Genomic DNA, 16,449 nt, shown 5'->3' on the forward strand with positions numbered 1-16,449 from the left:
TTTCACTCTTTTCCTATCCTGTTCAGCGCGGTTCTAACGTGATGAGTTCCACTCCGCGCCTGGGAATTGGCTGTGAATCCGTCCGATGGAACCACCTCGAAACTACGCGATCGGCCGACCTCGAAGCCAGCCGATCACCCGGAGGTGCAGAATGGCCGGGTGCAGGTCTTGCTCCGTTACTCAGCGTCATCGGTCGTAGCCACCGCGATCAGCCAGCTCGCCTTCCTGGTCTGCTACTGGATCGGTACTCCAGCGACCCTGGCCAGCGTGATCGCCTTCGCCGCCGGCGCGGTGCCGAACTACCTGCTCAACCGTCGCTGGGCGTGGGGCCGGACCGGACCGGCCCACCCGACCCGCGAGCTGTTGCCCTACGTAGCGATCACGCTGGGGTCCTTGGTGGTGATCTCGTTCCTGACAACCGTCGCCGACGCGTGGATCCGGAACATGACCGAGACACACTCCTGGCGGACGTTGCTTGCCGGCACCGCCTATCTGGCCGCCAACGGCTTCACGTTCATCCTGAAGTTCGTGCTGTTCGACCGGTTCGTGTTCGCAGCACCGGGCGACGCCGGAGAACGTACTCCCGCCACCAGGTAGTGGTCATCACCCGCGCGTAGTTCGCGCCGTACACCAGGCCCGGGCCCTTCTTGCTCGTCCCGTCGCCGCGCCGCCGCATCGTCATCGGCAGCTCCACCGCCCGCGCGCCGCTCGCCAGTACGCCGAGCAGCAGTTCCGACGACTGGTACTGCGGCTCCCGCAGCGTCACCGAACACGCCAGGGGGGCCCGCATCGCGCGGAACCCGAACGAGGTGTCGGTCAACCGCCGCCGCGTCAGGATCGAGGCGAGAACAGCGAAAACCCGTACTCCGAGCCAGCGCAGGTGACTGTCGGCGTCCTCCTGGCCCAGCCGGCGTGACCCCGTGACGAAGTCTGCCTTGCCCTCAAGGATCGGCCGCATCAGCACGTCGAGCTCGGAGTTGTCGTACTGACCGTCCGCGTCAGTCGTCACCACGTACTGCGCGCCGCCCTGCGCGGCCAGCTGATACCCCAGCCGGAGTGCGGCGCCCTGCCCACGATTCGTTGCCGCATTGCACACATACGCGCCGGCAGCGGCGGCAATCTCCGCAGTGTCGTCCTGGGCACCGTCTACGACCACCAGCACGTCGACAGGTAGGCCCGCGCAGGTCTTCGGCATGTTCTCCAGCACCGGGCCGATGCCGCCAGCTTCGTTGTAGGCGGCAACGACCACGACGAGCGGTGCGAAGGCTGGTTCGCCGTGCCGCTCGCGGAAGTCGTCCAGCGCCTTCGAGTCCACGTCGTCCGGATAAGCCTTCAGAGCCGGCCTGGCCTGGTCGGGCCCGAGCATGGCGGTCAGCCCGATGGCTCCGGCCAACGGGAAGAACACCAAGGCCGGCAGCTGGTAGCGCCACGAGAACTCGAACGCGGCAGATCCCAGCAACAGAACTATCCCGGCTGCAGCCGGGAGAAGCGCGGCTGCGCGGAGTCCGGACCGCCGCTTGGCCCGGCCGAGCCCGGCAGCTGCGGCGAGACCGATCAACGCGGCGATCCCCAGCGCCAGGCCCGGCGTGTAGCCGCCGTTCAGCTGGTAGGCCCGGAGGATTGCCGCCGGATCATGCCGCACGTACGGCGAGGTCCCACCGTACTGGCGCGCCGCGTCCGCGGTCTGCTGGTCTGAACCGTTCGGATAAGTGAGCTGGAACTGCCACCGCTCCAGCGGTACGTCGTCCGGCGAGGTGGTCCTGGTCGGGGCGAACCCCTTGAGGAAGTCCGTCAGCGCGGCCTTGGTGACGTCGAGCGGCTGATGGGCGATCACCAGCTTGGCGAACTTCGTGGCCAATTGCTGCTTGGTCGTTCCCGGTGGCAGGGGACCAGGCGGCCAGTTGGGATCGCCGTAGTGGTTGTGCGCGTACTTGTCGACGCCCAGACGCTGGCCGAGCGGCTCCGTCGGGCAGAACAACCGGGTGCCCGCGTCCAGCGGCAACTTGGAGCAGTCGGCAACCACCGCGGTCCGCCCGTAGAGCACCTGGTTCTCGGCACCGGTGAACCCCCACCGGCCGGTCTCGGCGTGGAAGTAGCCCACATAGGCCCCGAACACGACGAGGAACCCGGCCACAGCAGCCCCGGTACGCAGTACGAGCCGTGGCCAGTCCTTCCGCCGACGCCAGGCCGAGCCGACCACCACGAGGTAAAGCACCACAGGGAGAAGCAGAGTCATGCCGATCGCCCGTACCGCGAAGGCGGCTCCCAGCAGTAGCCCCACGGCGGCCGCGCGCTTCCACCCCGGCACGCCCCAGCCGAGGAGCAACCAGAGGATGCCGACGAGCAGTGCGTCGAAGGTGGTCTCGGCCATGATGTTCTGCTCGATCTGCACCTGGTAGGCGTCGAGCAGCAGCGGGGCCGCCGCGAGCGCAGCCAGCCAGCGGTAGACCCCGAGGCGCCTGGCCAGCGCATAGAGCGCGACTCCCAGGGCAAGGCCGACGAGGTGCTGGACGATCACCACGAAGGTGAGACCGCCCAGGTCGACCAGGGGCCGCAGTACGAGGTCGTAGCCGATCGGGTTGAGCTGGTCCGGCTTCAGCTCCTTCATGTTCGCCAGGTAGTGCACCGAGTCCGCATAGATGATCGCCGGTCGGTAGGCGATCGTCGCGAGGACACGCAACGCAGTTCCCGCCACCAGGAAGACGACGAGCAGCCAGTGCTTTCGCAGTACGTGGGTCACTGGTCGCGGAAGTACTGCCAGGTCCGGGACAGCCCGTCCGCCAATGACACGGTCGGGTTGTAGCCGAGTGCCCCGGCGCTGGAGGACACGTCGACGACTACAGCAGGCATCTCCCCCGCAGGGGCGTCCACATGCTCGGCCGGAATCGGACTGCCGGTCACCGAGCGGACAGCTTCGACCAGCTCTAGCACCGACACGGAACTACCGGACCCGACGATCGCCCGGCCGTCGAACCCGTTGTCAAGGGCAAGCAGAATCGCCGCGACCACGTCGTCGATGTAGACGAGGTCCCGCCGCTGCAGGCCATCGCCGTACACGGGGACGCCGGTCCCGGTGAGCGCCGCGCGCATCAGCCGCGGCACGAAGCTGTCCTTGTGCGACATCCCCGGCCCGTACACGTTGGTGAAGCGCAGGGCTGCCGTGCTCAACCCGTAGCTGCCCGAGTACGCCGACAGCAGCATCTCCCCCGCCGCCTTCGTCGCGCCGTACGGCGTGAGCGGGCGCAGGGGCAGGTCGGCGGTGATGGTGGAAGCACCGACGTCGCCGACCACCGCATTCGTGGAAGCGAGCACGAACTGGCCGACTCCGCTGCCCCGGGAGAGCTCGAGCAGCACCTGGGTGATGGTGACGTTCTCCGCGAAGGTCCGCATCGGGGCGTCCACCGAGCGGAGCACCGATGTCAGCGCCGCCAGGTGGATCACCGCCCGCGGCCGGGTCTCGAACGCCGCGATGCAAACCTGTTGGTCGGCGAGATCCCCGGTCACGACCTCGACGCCGGAGTCCCAGGACTGGTCGGGCGGCTCCCGGTCGACAGCCGTGACCGGGACGTCCCGCTTCCGCAGAGCGGCGACGACCGCCCGTCCGATGAAGCCGGACGCACCGGTGACCAGCACCCTGTCCGCAAACCCGTCCATGGCAGCCAACCTACCGCCGGGCCACCAACCGCCAGGGCACCAGCCGGGTCATTGGTTCCTGTAGGAGCGCAGATTGGAGCGCAGAGCGACGCCGACGGCAACGACCGTGCCGACTGACAGGACGGCGGCGAAGCCGATCATCGACGGCCTGAGGGCGAGGTGCTGGATGACCAGGCTGAAGGCGATCGACGGCAGCCCGAGGCCGAAGTACGCGACCACGAAGAAGGCCGCGAGCACACCCGCCCGGGAGGCGGGATCGGCCGCGATGACCGTCTGGGTGACCGCGCTCTTGAACAGCAGGCCGGCGCCGGCGCCGGCGAGAGCGGCTGCGGTCAGGATGAGCCACAGGGTGGGCCGGTAGAGCGATAGAGCTGTCAGCGCGAGCCCGATCGGGAAGAGCAGGGTGCCGACCTTGAGCACGACGCCCTGAGTGAGCCGGCCGAGCGCCAACTGGGCGACCGCGGAGGCGGCGAACGCGATGAACGGCGCCAGCCCGGCGACGAAGTACGACGTGATGCCGAGCTGGCCACGCACGATGATCGCCCCCAGGGACGAGAACAGGCCCATCACAGCGAAAGCGAAGAACCCGACGGCCGCGGCGGCAGCGAACGCGGTCCCGCCACCCGGACGCAGCGCGAACCGAACCGGCCGGGCCTCGTCCGTCAGTTCCGTGTCGACGGTCTCGGGACTCGCCAGCACCAGCAGGAGCAGCAGCGCCATCAGCCCACCGAAGACGATGTACGCCGTGTGCACGGGCGCCGGGGCCCACTGCGCAAGTGCGCCCGCGACCAACGGGCCGAGCGCCAGGCCGCCCAAGTTGGCGGCAGTCGCCACGAGCCCTGGGACAGGTGAGCCGAGCTGCTCAGGCTTCGCCTCGTGGTAGAGGTCGGTGAGGTAGGCGGTCGCGGTGGACGCCATCAGCCCGATGGCGACGCCGGTCAGGATCCGGCCGACGATCAGCCCCGGCAGCGCGGGCCAGACCGCCAGCACGGCCGCCGAGAGGATCCCGACCAGCAGTGCCGGCGCGATGATGCGTCGCCGGCCCAGCCGGTCGGAGAGGTGCCCGAGCAGCAGGAAGCTGGACGCGGCGCCGACCACCATCACCGCGAACGCGATCGTGACGGTGGTCGCGCCGAAGTGGTCCCGCACCTGGTAGATCGGCCAGAGCGGGGTGGGTACGGTACCGAACGCCATCAGCGTCAGGAATGCGGTGGCGACGAACCAGAACCCGGTGGCGTGCCGGACCTGCAAGCCTCGTGCGGCGGTGGCGGATGGAGCGGCGGTACTCATCACTCGGAGGCCTCTCATCAAAGAAGTCGTACTGACATCTGAACTGAACGAGGCCGTCGTCCGGAGCGATACCAGCTTTCGAGGACCTGGAGGAGATGGTTTCCATCTCTGCCGGAGATACTGGTCGTCATGGAACTACGGCACCTGCGGCATTTCATCGCGCTCGCGGAGGAACTCAGCTTCACCCGGGCCGCGGCGCGGGAGCATATCGTCCAGTCCGGGCTGTCGACCTCGATCCGCGCGCTGGAGAAGGAGGTCGGCGCTCTGGTGTTCGTCCGGGGAACCCGGCCGGTGCGGCTGACTGCCGAAGGAGCCGCCTTGCTGCCGGCGGCCCGGCGTACGTTGGACGCGGCCGCGGCGGCTCAGCAAGCGGTCCACGATGCGCACGGAGTGCTGAAGGGTGCGCTACGGATCGGCGCGCTGCAGACCAGCGGGCACAGCCTGCCTTTCACCGCCTGGCTGGCCGCGTTCGCAGTGGATCACCCCGGGGTGGACATCTCCGTGCACCAACTCCCGGCGTTGCAGATGCTGCAGATGGTGGGAGATGGCCGGCTCGATTGCGCACTGGTCTCCCTGGTGTCCGAACAAGTGCCCGGGCTCGAGGTCGTGCCTCTCCTCGCCGAACCGCTCGTTCTGGCCTGCGCCTCGACTCATCCGCTGGCCAGGCGCAAGACGGTCACGCTCGATGAGCTGGACGGCGAGAGATTCGTCGAGCCTCCCGGGCAGTGGGCCGTCCGGGTGCTGGTCGACAACGCCTTCCGCGAAGCAGGCCTGAGCCGCCGAACGGCCTGCGAGGTCAACGAGTGGACGATGGTCCTCGACCTCGTCACCGCCGGCGCCGGTATCGCCCTGGTCCCCATTGGGCTCGACTTTCTCCCGGGGGCCCGCAACCGCCCGGCCCTGATCCCCCTGACCCCCACTCTGCTCCGCCGCGTAGACCTGGTCCTCCCCCGAGGCCACGCCGCCACCCCCGCGGCACGCCGCTTCCTGGAGTACGTCATTCCCACCCCCTGACGGGGTACGTGCGAACTCAGGGCGACGAGGGCTTGACGCGGCGTGATGTGGTGGGCAGGATCGCCCCGGACGCGGGCTGACAACCTTGTCATCGGGGCCGCGTAACTCTCTGGTGGACGGCCGACGGTCGTGCGCCGGCTTCCCGTGCAAGGAGCGTAGATGAATCTCCGCCGCCCTCTGGGGCTCGTCACGTCTCTCGGGCTTGTTGTGACAATGTCTGCCATGACGTCAGCGAGCGCCTCTTCACCCACCGCCTCCCAGGCCACCGCAACTCAGGCCACCGCGACCCAGCCCGCCGCCGAGCAGGCGGTTGCGGGTGGCTCGTCCTACTTCACCTCCTTCGAACCGGGACAACCGCAGCCGGGCTACACCGACGTGGTCGAGACCGGCCCGGACGGGAAACCCCGCGCCGACGGGGTGCAGGGCCCGACGCCGACCGGGATCGGCGGCAGCGAGATGGACAAGGTCACCAAGGTCGAGGCCAACGGCGAGAACACCGGGGGCGGTGAGATCGCGACGAACGCAGCCGACGGCGACAAGTTCACCAAGTGGCTGGTGTTCGAGCCGACCGGCTGGCTGACCTACGAGACCTCCGCGCCGGTGACGATCCGGAAGTACGCGCTGACGTCGGCGAACGACGCGGACGGCCGGGACCCGAAGAACTGGACGGTGTCCGGCTCCAACGACGGCACCACCTGGACCACGCTGGATACCCGCACCAACGAGAACTTCGAGACCCGGTTCCAGACGAAGGAATACACCTTCGCCAACGACACGGCGTACAAGTTCTTCAAGCTGGACATCACGCAGAACCACGGCGAAGGCATCGTGCAGCTGGCCGACTGGTACCTCTCCAACGGCGCTCCGCTGCCGCCTCCGGGCGAGGTCGCCGAGTCACGGCTGGACTCGGGCCCGACCAGCGCCTACAACGCCCGCGCCCGCACCGGCTTCACCGGCGTGAAGTCCTTCCGGTACGCCGGGCACCAGACCGCCGAGGGCCGCGGTTACACGTGGAACAAGATCGCCGACGTGGATCTGCAGGTCAGCAAGGACACCCGGCTGTCGTACAAGATCTTCCCCGAGCACGTCGAGGGTGATCTGAGCTACCCGAGCACCTACGCGGCCGTGGACCTCGCGTTCACCGACGGCACCTACCTGAGCGACCTGAAGGCCAAGGACCATCACGGCTTCCGGCTCAGCCCGCGCGGTCAGGGTGACGCGAAGGGACTGTCCACGAACCAGTGGAACAACATCGAGGCCGACCTCGGCAAGGTCGCCGCCGGCAAGACGGTCGCGCGGATCCTGGTCGGCTACGACAAGCCGTCGGGTCCCGCAGACTTCCGCGGCTGGATCGACGACATCCGTCTCAGCAAGACCACGAACCCCGACGACGCCGCCCAGAAGACGGCGAAGAAGCACCCGTCCGACCTGGCGCTGACCACTCGCGGCACCAACGCGACCGGTGGCTTCTCCCGCGGCAACAACTTCCCGGCGACCGCCGTACCGCACGGATTCAACTTCTGGACGCCGGTGACCAACGCCGGGTCGACCTCCTGGCTGTACGACTACGCCAAGGGCAACAACGCGGACAACAAGCCGGAGATCCAGGCGTTCTCGATCAGCCATGAGCCGAGCCCGTGGATGGGTGACCGGCAGACCTTCCAGGTGATGCCGTCGACAGCGGACACCCCGACCGCGGACCGCGAGGCCCGGGCCTGGCCGTTCAGTCACGACAACGAGATCGCCCGGCCGTACTACTACGGCGTCACGTTCGACAACGGCAACGCGGTCGAGCTGGCCCCGACCGACCACGCGGCGATGCTGCGGTTCTCGTTCCCGGCGGGCAAGGCCTCGCTGATCTTCGACAACGTGAACAACCTCGGCGGCCTGACGCTCGACCCGGTGACCGGCGTGGTCACCGGCTACAGCGACGTGAAGAGCGGCCTGTCCACCGGAGCCGGACGGCTCTTCGTGTACGGCGTGGTCGACCAGAAGGTGCTCGCCAGCGGCAAGCTGGCCAACGGTGGCGGCTCCAACGTCGGCGGCTACTTCATGTTCGACGCGAACGTGAAGCAGGTCCAGCTCCGGATCGCGACCTCGCTGCTCGGCACCGCCCAGGCCAAGAAGAACCTGGAGCTGGAGCTCGCGGCCGGCAGCAAGTTCGACAAGGTGAAGGACGCCGCCCAGGCCGCTTGGGACGCCAAGCTCCGCACAATCAAGGTCGAAGGTGCGACCGCGGACCAGCTGACCACGCTCTACTCGAACCTGTACCGGCTGTTCCTCTACCCGAACAGTGGCTCGGAGAACACCGGTACTGCGAAGAAGCCGGTGATCACCTACGCGTCGCCGGTCTCCCCGAAGGTCGGCGTGGACACCCCGACCACCACGGGCTCCAAGGTCATGTCCGGCCAGACCTACGTGAACAACGGGTTCTGGGACACCTACCGGACCGTGTGGCCGGCGTACTCCCTGTTCTCGCAGGACGACGCCGCCGCACTGGTGAACGGATTCGTCCAGCAGTACAAGGACGGCGGCTGGATCTCCCGCTGGTCCTCGCCCGGCTACGCCAACCTGATGGTCGGCACCAGCTCGGACGTGGCCTTCGCCGACGCCTACCTCAAGGGGATCAAGGGCTTTACAGAGGACGACGTGCAGTCCATCTACGATGCTGCGCTGAAGAACGCGGCGGTTCGCCCGCCGACGGACAACGTCGGGCGCAAGGGACTCGACCGCTCCGTCTTCAACGGCTACACGGCCAACACCACCAGTGAGGGCTTCAGCTGGTCGATGGACGGCTACATCAACGACTTCGGCATCGCGAACATGTCGAAGGCGCTCTACGACCAGGCGAAGAAGAACGACCCGCGCAAGCAGGAGTACCTGGACAACTACAAGTACTACCTGAACCGGGCGCGGAACTACGTCACGCTGTTCGACCCGACGCTGAACTTCTTCCAGGGCAAAGATGAGGACGGCGTCTGGGGCAACTCCGGTGGCCCTCAGGGCACCTTCGACCCGCGCGACTGGGGTAACGACTACACCGAGACGAACGCATGGAACATGGCGTTCTCCGCCCCGCAGGACGGCGCCGGCCTGGCCGCTCTGTACGGCGGTCGCGACGGCCTGGCGAAGAAGCTCGACGAGTTCTTCAGCACGCCGGAGGACGCCACTCACACGGGCGGCTACGGCGGCACCATCCACGAGATGCTGGAAGCGCGCGACGTCCGGATGGGCCAGTACGGGCACAGCAACCAGCCGTCGCACCACATCGCCTACATGTACGACTTCGCCGGGCAGCCGTCGAAGACCCAGGAGAAGGTCCGGGAGGTCCTCAACCGGCTCTACCTGGGATCGGAGATCGGCCAGGGCTACCCGGGCGACGAGGACAACGGCGAGATGTCCGCGTGGTACCTGTTCAGCATGCTCGGGTTCTACCCGCTGCAGGTGGGCTCCCCGTCGTACGCGATCGGCGCCCCGCTGTTCACCAAGGCGACGGTGAACCTGCCGGGCGGCAAGAAGCTGGTGGTCAGCGCCCCGAAGAACAGCGCGAAGAACCTCTACGTCAAGGGCGTCAAGGTCAACGGCAAGAAGTGGACCTCGACCGCGTTGCCGCATGAGCTGATCGCGAACGGCGGCAAGATCGAGTTCGACATGACCGACAAGCCGTCGAGCTGGGGTAGCGCCCGCAACGACGCGCCGCCGTCGATCACGAAGCCGGGCGAGGACCCGATGACGTGGCGCGACTCCACCGAGGACGAAGGCGCTGTCACCGCCGCTGGTGGTGTCGCCGTCTCCGCTCTGACCGACAACAACTCCCGGGCCCAGGTCACCCTGACTGGCGCGACCCCGACCGTGACGGTTCAGCTACAGCAGGGTCGGCCGGTGGCGATGTACAGCCTGACCAGCGGAAACACCGGTACTGCGCCCTCGGCGTGGGTGCTGGAGGGTTCGAACGACGGGACCACCTGGGCGACGGTCGACAAGCGGTCCGGCGAGACCTGGGCGTTCCCGGCGTACACCAGGTCGTTCAGTGTCGCCGCGCCCAAGGCGTACACGCAGTACAGGCTGGTGATGACTCCGGCGGCGGGGGCCGACGGGGTGACGCTGTCCGAGCTCGAACTGCTCGGCACGCTGAAGGGCGTCGAGGCGGGTGTCCACCCGAGTGACAAGCGGGTGGCCGAGACAAAGCCGAGCCCGACTCCGTCCCAGTCGATCGACCGCAACTTCGGCTGACAGCAGCGCGGCGGCCACCTCAGGTTCGAGGCGGCCGCCGCGGTTGTGTGCGGGTCAAAGAACTTCCGGCGGAACCTGCCCCTGAGAGGTTCCGCCGGACGCAGGTCCCCGGTGGCGCGAAAGAAATGGAGGGGTGGCGACCCCGCCCGGTCTGCCACCCCTTCACCGTACTGACGCCCGAGCCTTCTCAGAGGTTGCCTTATCGCAAAACAATCCATATCGCGGACAAACCGACGGGCGACCGCTCAACCGGTCCAGCGGCCTGTGAAGAAGGCGGCGGCCCAGATCGCGGCCAGAGGAATGGCGACGGCCAGGTAGAGCCGGCCCAGCCACGGTCTTCTCTCGACCAGCACAGCGAGACCGATCCACAGGGGCCACCACAGCAGCGTGGCGCGGGTCAGCGAGTAGACCCAGAACGAGGTGACGAATGCGCCGACCGTGGCTGCCACCCAGGCGGCTTCACCCCACGATCGGCGCCAGAGCAGCCAGACCAGCAGCGCCAGCCCGATGAACAGCGTGACCAGCTCGGCGCGGAACATCCAGGTCCAGTCGCTGCGCTCACCCGGGAAGTGGCCCGTGCTCGCGGCCTGGACGGTGTGCACGATCGAGGTCCACGGCCAGGTGAACTCGCGGGCCCAGCCCTTCTCCTGCGCCTGCTGCCAGGCGAACCAGGACCCGTGGATGTGCTTCAGGTAGGCCATGAACCCGAGCACCGGGACAGTCGGCAGGAGTAGCCACGGAAGCGACAGCCAGTCGCGCTTCTTCGAGGTCACGAACTCGACCACCAGCGCGAACAGCAGGAAGATCCCGGACACCCGCACGGTCGACGCGAGCGCGACGAAGATCGCCGCCCGTGCCCACCGGCCCTGGCGCGCGGCCAGCCAGCCCGGGAACGCGAAGGCGCAGAAAAGGGCTTCCGTGTACGGCGCGGCGAGGAAGACCCCGACCGGAGCCGCGAACCAGATCAGCGCCGCCTTCGGCCCGAGGTTCGCGAGCTGTGGAAACTCGTACTGCGCGAGCCGGGCGAGGTAGACCCCTGCGACGGCACTGGCGATCAGCGAGACCAGGATGCCGCCGGCAACGTAGCCGATCCCGGTCCAACTGGCTACGCGCATCAGGACGGGCAACCCCGGGAAGAAGGCGGCCAGCGGCGCGCCTGAGGGTTCGCCGTTGTCGTAGCCGTACTGCGCGATCGCCTGGAAGTGCCAGACGTCCCATTGGAGCCAGGCGCGCCAGACGTTCGGGTACGTGGTACCGCGGTTGAACAGCAGCGGCGCGGACACCGAGAGCACGAAGATCCCGATCCGTGTGACCAACCACCAGCCGAGTGTCTCCCTGGCGGTCGGGTCCAGCCGGAAGCGCTGGAGACCGGCCACGTCACGAGCTCTTCTGGCCCGCCGGGGCCGCGGCTCCCCAGCCGTCCGCTCAAACACCTGCCACGGCACGCTTCTGCGCACAGACGTGCGCCGACGAACCCGGCCGCGACGTGGAGATCACCTCACCATGGTGCCCCACCGACCACAGTCCCTGTCGAATCCGGGGCCTACTGACGGCCGCCGCCACCACCGTTGCCCTGGCCCCCGTTGCCGGGGGTCGGTGAGGCGGGCGGTCCCCCGGTCGGAATGGTGGGCCAGCCTGGCGGCCGGGTCTTGGTCTTCGTCGGCGTCGGAGTCGGCGTGTCCGACGGCGACGGCGTGTCAGACGGGGTCGGAGTCGGGGTCGGCGTGGGAGTGGACGTGTCCGACGGCGTCGGGGTCGGCGTGGGCGTCGGCGAGTTCTCCAGGCTCTTCGAGTCCGGCGCCTGGAAGTCCGCCTTGTTCTTGCCGTCCAGCGCGGGCTGCATGAACGCCAGCCAGGTCTGCACCGGCCAGTTGCCGCCGAAGAACGCCTTGTCCTTGCTGAAGGGGTCCAGATCCGACTCGCCCGTTTTACCAGCGCGATAGAGGACCGAGGTCGACAGGTCGGGCGTGTAGCCGGTCCACCACGACGTCAGCGTGTCCGAGCCGTCCTTGCACCCGTTGCACTTGGCGTTGGCCGCGCGGTGCTCGACCGCGACACCGCCGGCGGTACCGGTCTTGCCGGCCACCGGCCGGTTGAGGTCGCGGGCCAGCGTGCCGGTTCCCTTCTCGACCACGTTCTGCAGCGCGAAGTTGACCATCGCCGCGGTCTGTTCGGGGATCTTCTGCACGGGCTTCAGCTTGGTCGTGTCAGACCAGTAGTTGACGTTGCCCGGGTAGATGACCTTCTTGATCGTGTGGACCGGGACGTACTTGCCGTTCGCGGCGAACGTCGCGTAGGCGTTGGCCATGTCCACCGGCGAGGCATACGGGTCCGGCCCGAGCACCGTCGACGGGTTGTTCCGGCCGCGCTCGAGGGCAGCCGTCTTCGGGATGCCGGCCGCCTCGGCGGCGTTGACGAGCTTGTCCGGACCGTTGTCCATCTGGTTGTCGACCAGGTCGTAGAAGGCGGTGTTGATGGACTCCTGGGTGGCCTTCATCAGGCTGACGTTGCCGTAGTCGGTGTTGAACTCGTTGCGCAACTTCAGGCCTTGGATCAGGATCGGGCTGTCGCCCTGGAGGTTCTGGTAGATGTCGAAGCCGTCATCCAGCGCGGCCGCCACCGCGAACGGCTTGAACGAAGACCCCGGCCGGGCCTTCAACGTCGCCCAGTTCAACTGGTTCTGCAGGTAGTCGGGACCGCCGTACATCGCGACCAGTTCGCCGGTGCCGGGCCGCACCGACGCCAGCCCGAGGTGCAGATCGCCCTTCTTCTTGGGGCGCTTGGAGGCAGCCGCGACGATGTCGCTCTGGAGGTTCTTGTCGAAGGTGGTGGTGACCTTCAGCCCACCGCCGCTGATCTTGTCGTCGGGGACACCGAGCCGCTGGAGCTCCTTGCGAGCCATGTCCAACAGGAACCCCTGCGGGCCCTTGTACCGGTTGCTCTTGGGCTTCTTGACGAACTTCGGGAGGGCCTTGCTGTACTGCGCGAACTGGGCGTCGGTGATCGTGCCGCTCAACCGCATCCCGTCCAGCACATACCGATACCGGTCCAGGATGAGCTTCTGGGCGGCCGGGGACTTGTCGTCCGGATCGAACCGGCTCGGGTTGTTCAGCACGGTGGCCAGGAACGCGGCCTGCGGAACGCTGAGGTTCTTCGGATCCGGAACGCTGAAATAGGCGTCACCGGCCGCGGCGACGCCATAGGCCCCGTCGCCGAAGTAGATGGTGTTGAGGTAACCCTCGAGGATCTGCTTCTTGTCCTGCTGGCGGCTCAGCTTGGTCGCGATGAACAGCTCCGAGAACTTCCGCGAAAAGTTGCGTTCCTGGGTCAGGTACATGATCTTCACGTACTGCTGGGTGATCGTCGAGCCACCCTGCAACTGCTGACCGCGGGCGATGTTGAACGCGGCCCGGGCCATACCGGACGGCGAGATGCCCGGGTTGGTCCAGAAGGTCCGGTCCTCGGCTGCGATCACCGCGTCCTGGACCGTCTTCGGGATCTGCGCCAACGGCACCGAGCGGCGGTTCTGCTCGAAGAAGGTGCCGAGGACGGTCTTGCCGTCCGAGTAGTACACCGTGGTGGTGTTGGTGGCGAAGGCCTTGTTCGTGTCCGGGATCTGCGTCGTCTGGTACCCGATGAAGAATGTCGCAGCGGCCCCGATCACGCCCAGGAAGAAGAGCGCCAGCAGCCAGCCGAGGACCCGAAGCGCCCAGTGTTTCTTGCGGCGGGCACGGGCGGGGGCGGCTTTCCTACGACCTTCACTCACTGTGCAATCCTCGACGATCTCGCTGAAGTCATTGCGACCCAGAGTACGGCGGATGTGGTAACGGCCCGAATCCGTCAGGATCGTAGCGCTCGCACCGGCCACTGGCTCCGATGGTCACCACACCTCGGACAGACTGCCCGGAAGTTGCTTCGGCAAACTAACTTGCAACGTTGGAAATCGGTTGCCGTCCGCTACCGCAGGTCAGCCGGTGACGTGCGGTGCGAGCAGCGTCACAGCGATCAGGGCCGCCGGGAAGCAGGCCAGGAACATCGTGAACGTGTAGCCCATGATGTCGCGCGCCTTCAGTCCGAGGATGGCCAGCGTCGGCAGCATCCAGAACGGCTGCAGCAGGTTGGCACTGGCCTCACCGAGGTCGTACACCACCACCATCCAGCCCGCATCCACCTTCAGCTCGTTGGCGGCCTGCAGCACATACGGCGCCTCGATCACCCACTTGCTACCGCCGCTCGGCACGAAAACCCCGAGGATGCAGGAGTAGATCGCCACCAGGGGCGGGAAGAAGAACTGGTTGCTTGCCTGCACCAACCATCCGGCCAGCCGGGCGGACACCCCGGTGTAGGCGATCATCCCGAAGATTCCGCCGTACAGCGGGAACTGCAGCAGTACTCCGGCCGCCGCCGGTGCGCCGTCCCGCACTGCCCGGGCCATCCGCCACGGCCGCCAGTGCAGCAGCATCGCCAGCAGGAACAGGATCAGGTTCACCGTGTTGAGGTCGAGCGCGTTGAAGAAGCTCTTGCCCTCGAAGTAGCGGACCAGGTAGACCGCACCGAGCGCGACCACCAGCAGGCTGAACAGCGGCGAGTGCTCCAGCCAGTCACCCGGCCTTCTGGCCTCACCGTTGTCCCGCTGCCCGTTGTACGCCGAACCTCGGCCGATCAGCGGCTTCAACTCGATCCCGAGGTGCTCGGCGGTTCTGGAGTTGTCCTCGCCGGGCGCGACGAACCACGCCATGCCCACGCCCACGCAGTACACGAAAAGAGTGGCGACGATCGCCTGCCAGGTGAAAATGGTGTCGCTGAGCGGGATCAGCCCGCTGGCGTGACCGCCGGCACGGATCACCTCCTGGACCGGTGCCGGGCTGCTGCTCGCGCTGGCCACCTGAAGAGCTGCCGAGCCGGACAGGCCCTGCGCCCAGACCGTGCCGAGTCCCAGGAACGCCATCGCCCCGAGCGCCCGGTAGTCAGCCTTCGGCACGTTGCGGGCGACCTCGCGGGCCAGGATCGCGGCGAAGATGAGGCTGAACGCCCAGTTCAGGTACGACGCCAGCATCGCGACGGCCGCCACGAACGCGACCGCGGTCCTCGGGGACTTGGGGATCCGCGCCAGCCGTGTGATCAGACGAGCCACCGGGCCGCTGGTCGCCACGGCGTACCCGCCGATGATGATCATCGCCATCTGCAACGTGAAGGTGATCAGGCTCCAGAAACCGAGGCCCCAGGCGTCGATCAGGCCGTAGCCCTTGGTCGCGGCCGGATTGTCCGGTCGTTTCAGCAACGGCTCGCCGGTGACGAGGCCGAACACGAGCACCACGAAGGTGCCGACCAGGACGAACCCGAAGGCGTCGGGCAACCACTTCTCGGTGAAGGCGGTGAACCGAAGGGCCGTGCGGGCCAGCGGCCCCTCGTCCTCGACCAGGCCGTGCTTCACGTGCTTTCCGTGGCTGTCAGCCATGACCCTCCGCTCCCGCGCCACGACTTTGTGTCAGCTGATTAACGCAGATCGGCGCCTGCCGTAACAGGTTTCACGGCGGCACGGCGCGGCGAAGCTGACAAAGGTCGACTTTGTCAGGAGTTGCCAGCGAGGATTGTCGTGCTTACAGTGGCGCCACGATGTATCGAGTCGATACATCACGTCATGACAAACTAGGTCGGGGAGGTGGGTCATGGGAAACCGCAGTGGCGTCCTGGAACTCGCCGTACTCGGCCTGCTGCATGAAGCGCCGATGCACGGTTACGAGCTCCGCAAGCGCGTCAACGCCCAGTTCGGCTGGGGACGCGTGTTGTCGTTCGGATCGCTCTACCCGTGTCTGAAGGCGATGCTCCGCACCGGTCTGATCTCCGCCGACGCCGGCGAACAACGAGGCGGAGACAGCGGTAGAAAACGGATCGTCTACACGATCACGGCCGACGGCAAGGACCACTTCGCGAGCGCGATGCACGACGCCGGCCCGTCGGCGTGGGAGGACGACACGTTCGGCGTCCGGTTCTCGTTCTTCGGCCGCACCGAGCCGGCGACCAGGTTGCGCATCCTCGAGGGCCGACGGGCCCGGATGGAGGAACGGCTGGCCAACTTCCGGGCCGCGATGACCCGGACCGCGGAGCGGGTTGACGCGTACACCCTCGAGCTGCAACGGCACGGCCTGGAGTCGGCCGAGCGCGAGGTCCGCTGGCTGAGCGAGCTGATCGACGGCGAGCGACGCCAGCAGCGGCCCCCTGAAGAGCTTCACCCGCCTGTACCACCCCCCAATTAAG

At 67.5% G+C, this 16,449-nt stretch carries 10 protein-coding genes; 4 read left to right on the plus strand and 6 right to left on the minus strand.

The features are described 5' to 3' along the window. The first annotated feature begins 159 nt into the window (after nt 1–159). Nucleotides 160–597 carry a GtrA family protein gene (locus ABD210_RS15060; RefSeq protein WP_344111956.1) on the plus strand — a complete coding sequence of 146 codons (438 nt, stop codon included), beginning with the start codon at nt 160–162 and terminating at the stop codon, nt 595–597. Here ABD210_RS15060 and ABD210_RS15065 read toward each other — a convergent pair. From ABD210_RS15065 to ABD210_RS15075, 3 genes are read right to left on the minus strand one after another with little or no spacing between them, the layout of a single operon-like run. Then, on the minus strand, nt 515–2,740 hold the full coding sequence (locus tag ABD210_RS15065; protein ID WP_344111957.1) for a glycosyltransferase family 2 protein: 2,226 nt from the start codon (nt 2,738–2,740) through the stop codon (nt 515–517). The genes ABD210_RS15060 and ABD210_RS15065 overlap by 83 nt on opposite strands. After that, complete coding sequence (locus tag ABD210_RS15070; protein ID WP_344111958.1) at nt 2,737–3,654, minus strand: NAD-dependent epimerase/dehydratase family protein; 918 nt, start codon at nt 3,652–3,654, stop codon at nt 2,737–2,739. Before ABD210_RS15070 ends, ABD210_RS15065 begins: the two co-directional genes overlap by 4 nt. A gap of 48 nt (nt 3,655–3,702) precedes the next feature. After that, nucleotides 3,703–4,944, minus strand: a complete 1,242-nt coding sequence (locus ABD210_RS15075) for an MFS transporter (protein ID WP_344111960.1) — start codon at nt 4,942–4,944, stop codon at nt 3,703–3,705. A gap of 129 nt (nt 4,945–5,073) precedes the next feature. Between ABD210_RS15075 and ABD210_RS15080 the strand changes: the two genes are divergently transcribed. Both ABD210_RS15080 and ABD210_RS15085 read left to right on the plus strand, forming a co-directional pair. Next, entirely contained in the window at nt 5,074–5,958 is an 885-nt protein-coding gene (locus ABD210_RS15080; protein ID WP_344111962.1) for a LysR family transcriptional regulator, read from the plus strand. Between the two features lie 222 nt (nt 5,959–6,180). After that, complete coding sequence (locus tag ABD210_RS15085; RefSeq protein ID WP_344111964.1) at nt 6,181–10,191, plus strand: GH92 family glycosyl hydrolase; 4,011 nt, start codon at nt 6,181–6,183, stop codon at nt 10,189–10,191. 245 nt (nt 10,192–10,436) lie between these two features. On the opposite strand, the gene ABD210_RS15090 is transcribed toward ABD210_RS15085, so the two are convergent. From ABD210_RS15090 to ABD210_RS15100, 3 genes are all read right to left on the minus strand, one after another. Next, nucleotides 10,437–11,567, minus strand: coding sequence for a mannosyltransferase family protein (locus ABD210_RS15090; protein ID WP_344111965.1), 1,131 nt, complete (start codon nt 11,565–11,567; stop codon nt 10,437–10,439). Between the two features lie 167 nt (nt 11,568–11,734). Next, nucleotides 11,735–13,957: a transglycosylase domain-containing protein gene (locus tag ABD210_RS15095; protein WP_344111966.1), complete on the minus strand. Its 2,223-nt coding sequence runs from the start codon at nt 13,955–13,957 to the stop codon at nt 11,735–11,737. Between the two features lie 201 nt (nt 13,958–14,158). After that, the gene (locus ABD210_RS15100; protein WP_344111968.1) at nt 14,159–15,649 is read right to left on the minus strand and encodes a short-chain fatty acid transporter; all 1,491 of its coding nucleotides are present in this window, start codon (nt 15,647–15,649) and stop codon (nt 14,159–14,161) included. A 211-nt stretch (nt 15,650–15,860) separates the two neighbouring features. Here ABD210_RS15100 and ABD210_RS15105 point away from each other — a divergent pair, with 211 nt between their 5' ends. Then, nucleotides 15,861–16,448, plus strand: a complete 588-nt coding sequence (locus ABD210_RS15105) for a PadR family transcriptional regulator (RefSeq protein WP_344111969.1) — start codon at nt 15,861–15,863, stop codon at nt 16,446–16,448. The last annotated feature ends 1 nt before the right edge of the window (nt 16,449 follow it).

This window comes from Kribbella alba, from assembly GCF_039529635.1.
GTDB lineage: Bacteria > Actinomycetota > Actinomycetes > Propionibacteriales > Kribbellaceae > Kribbella > Kribbella alba.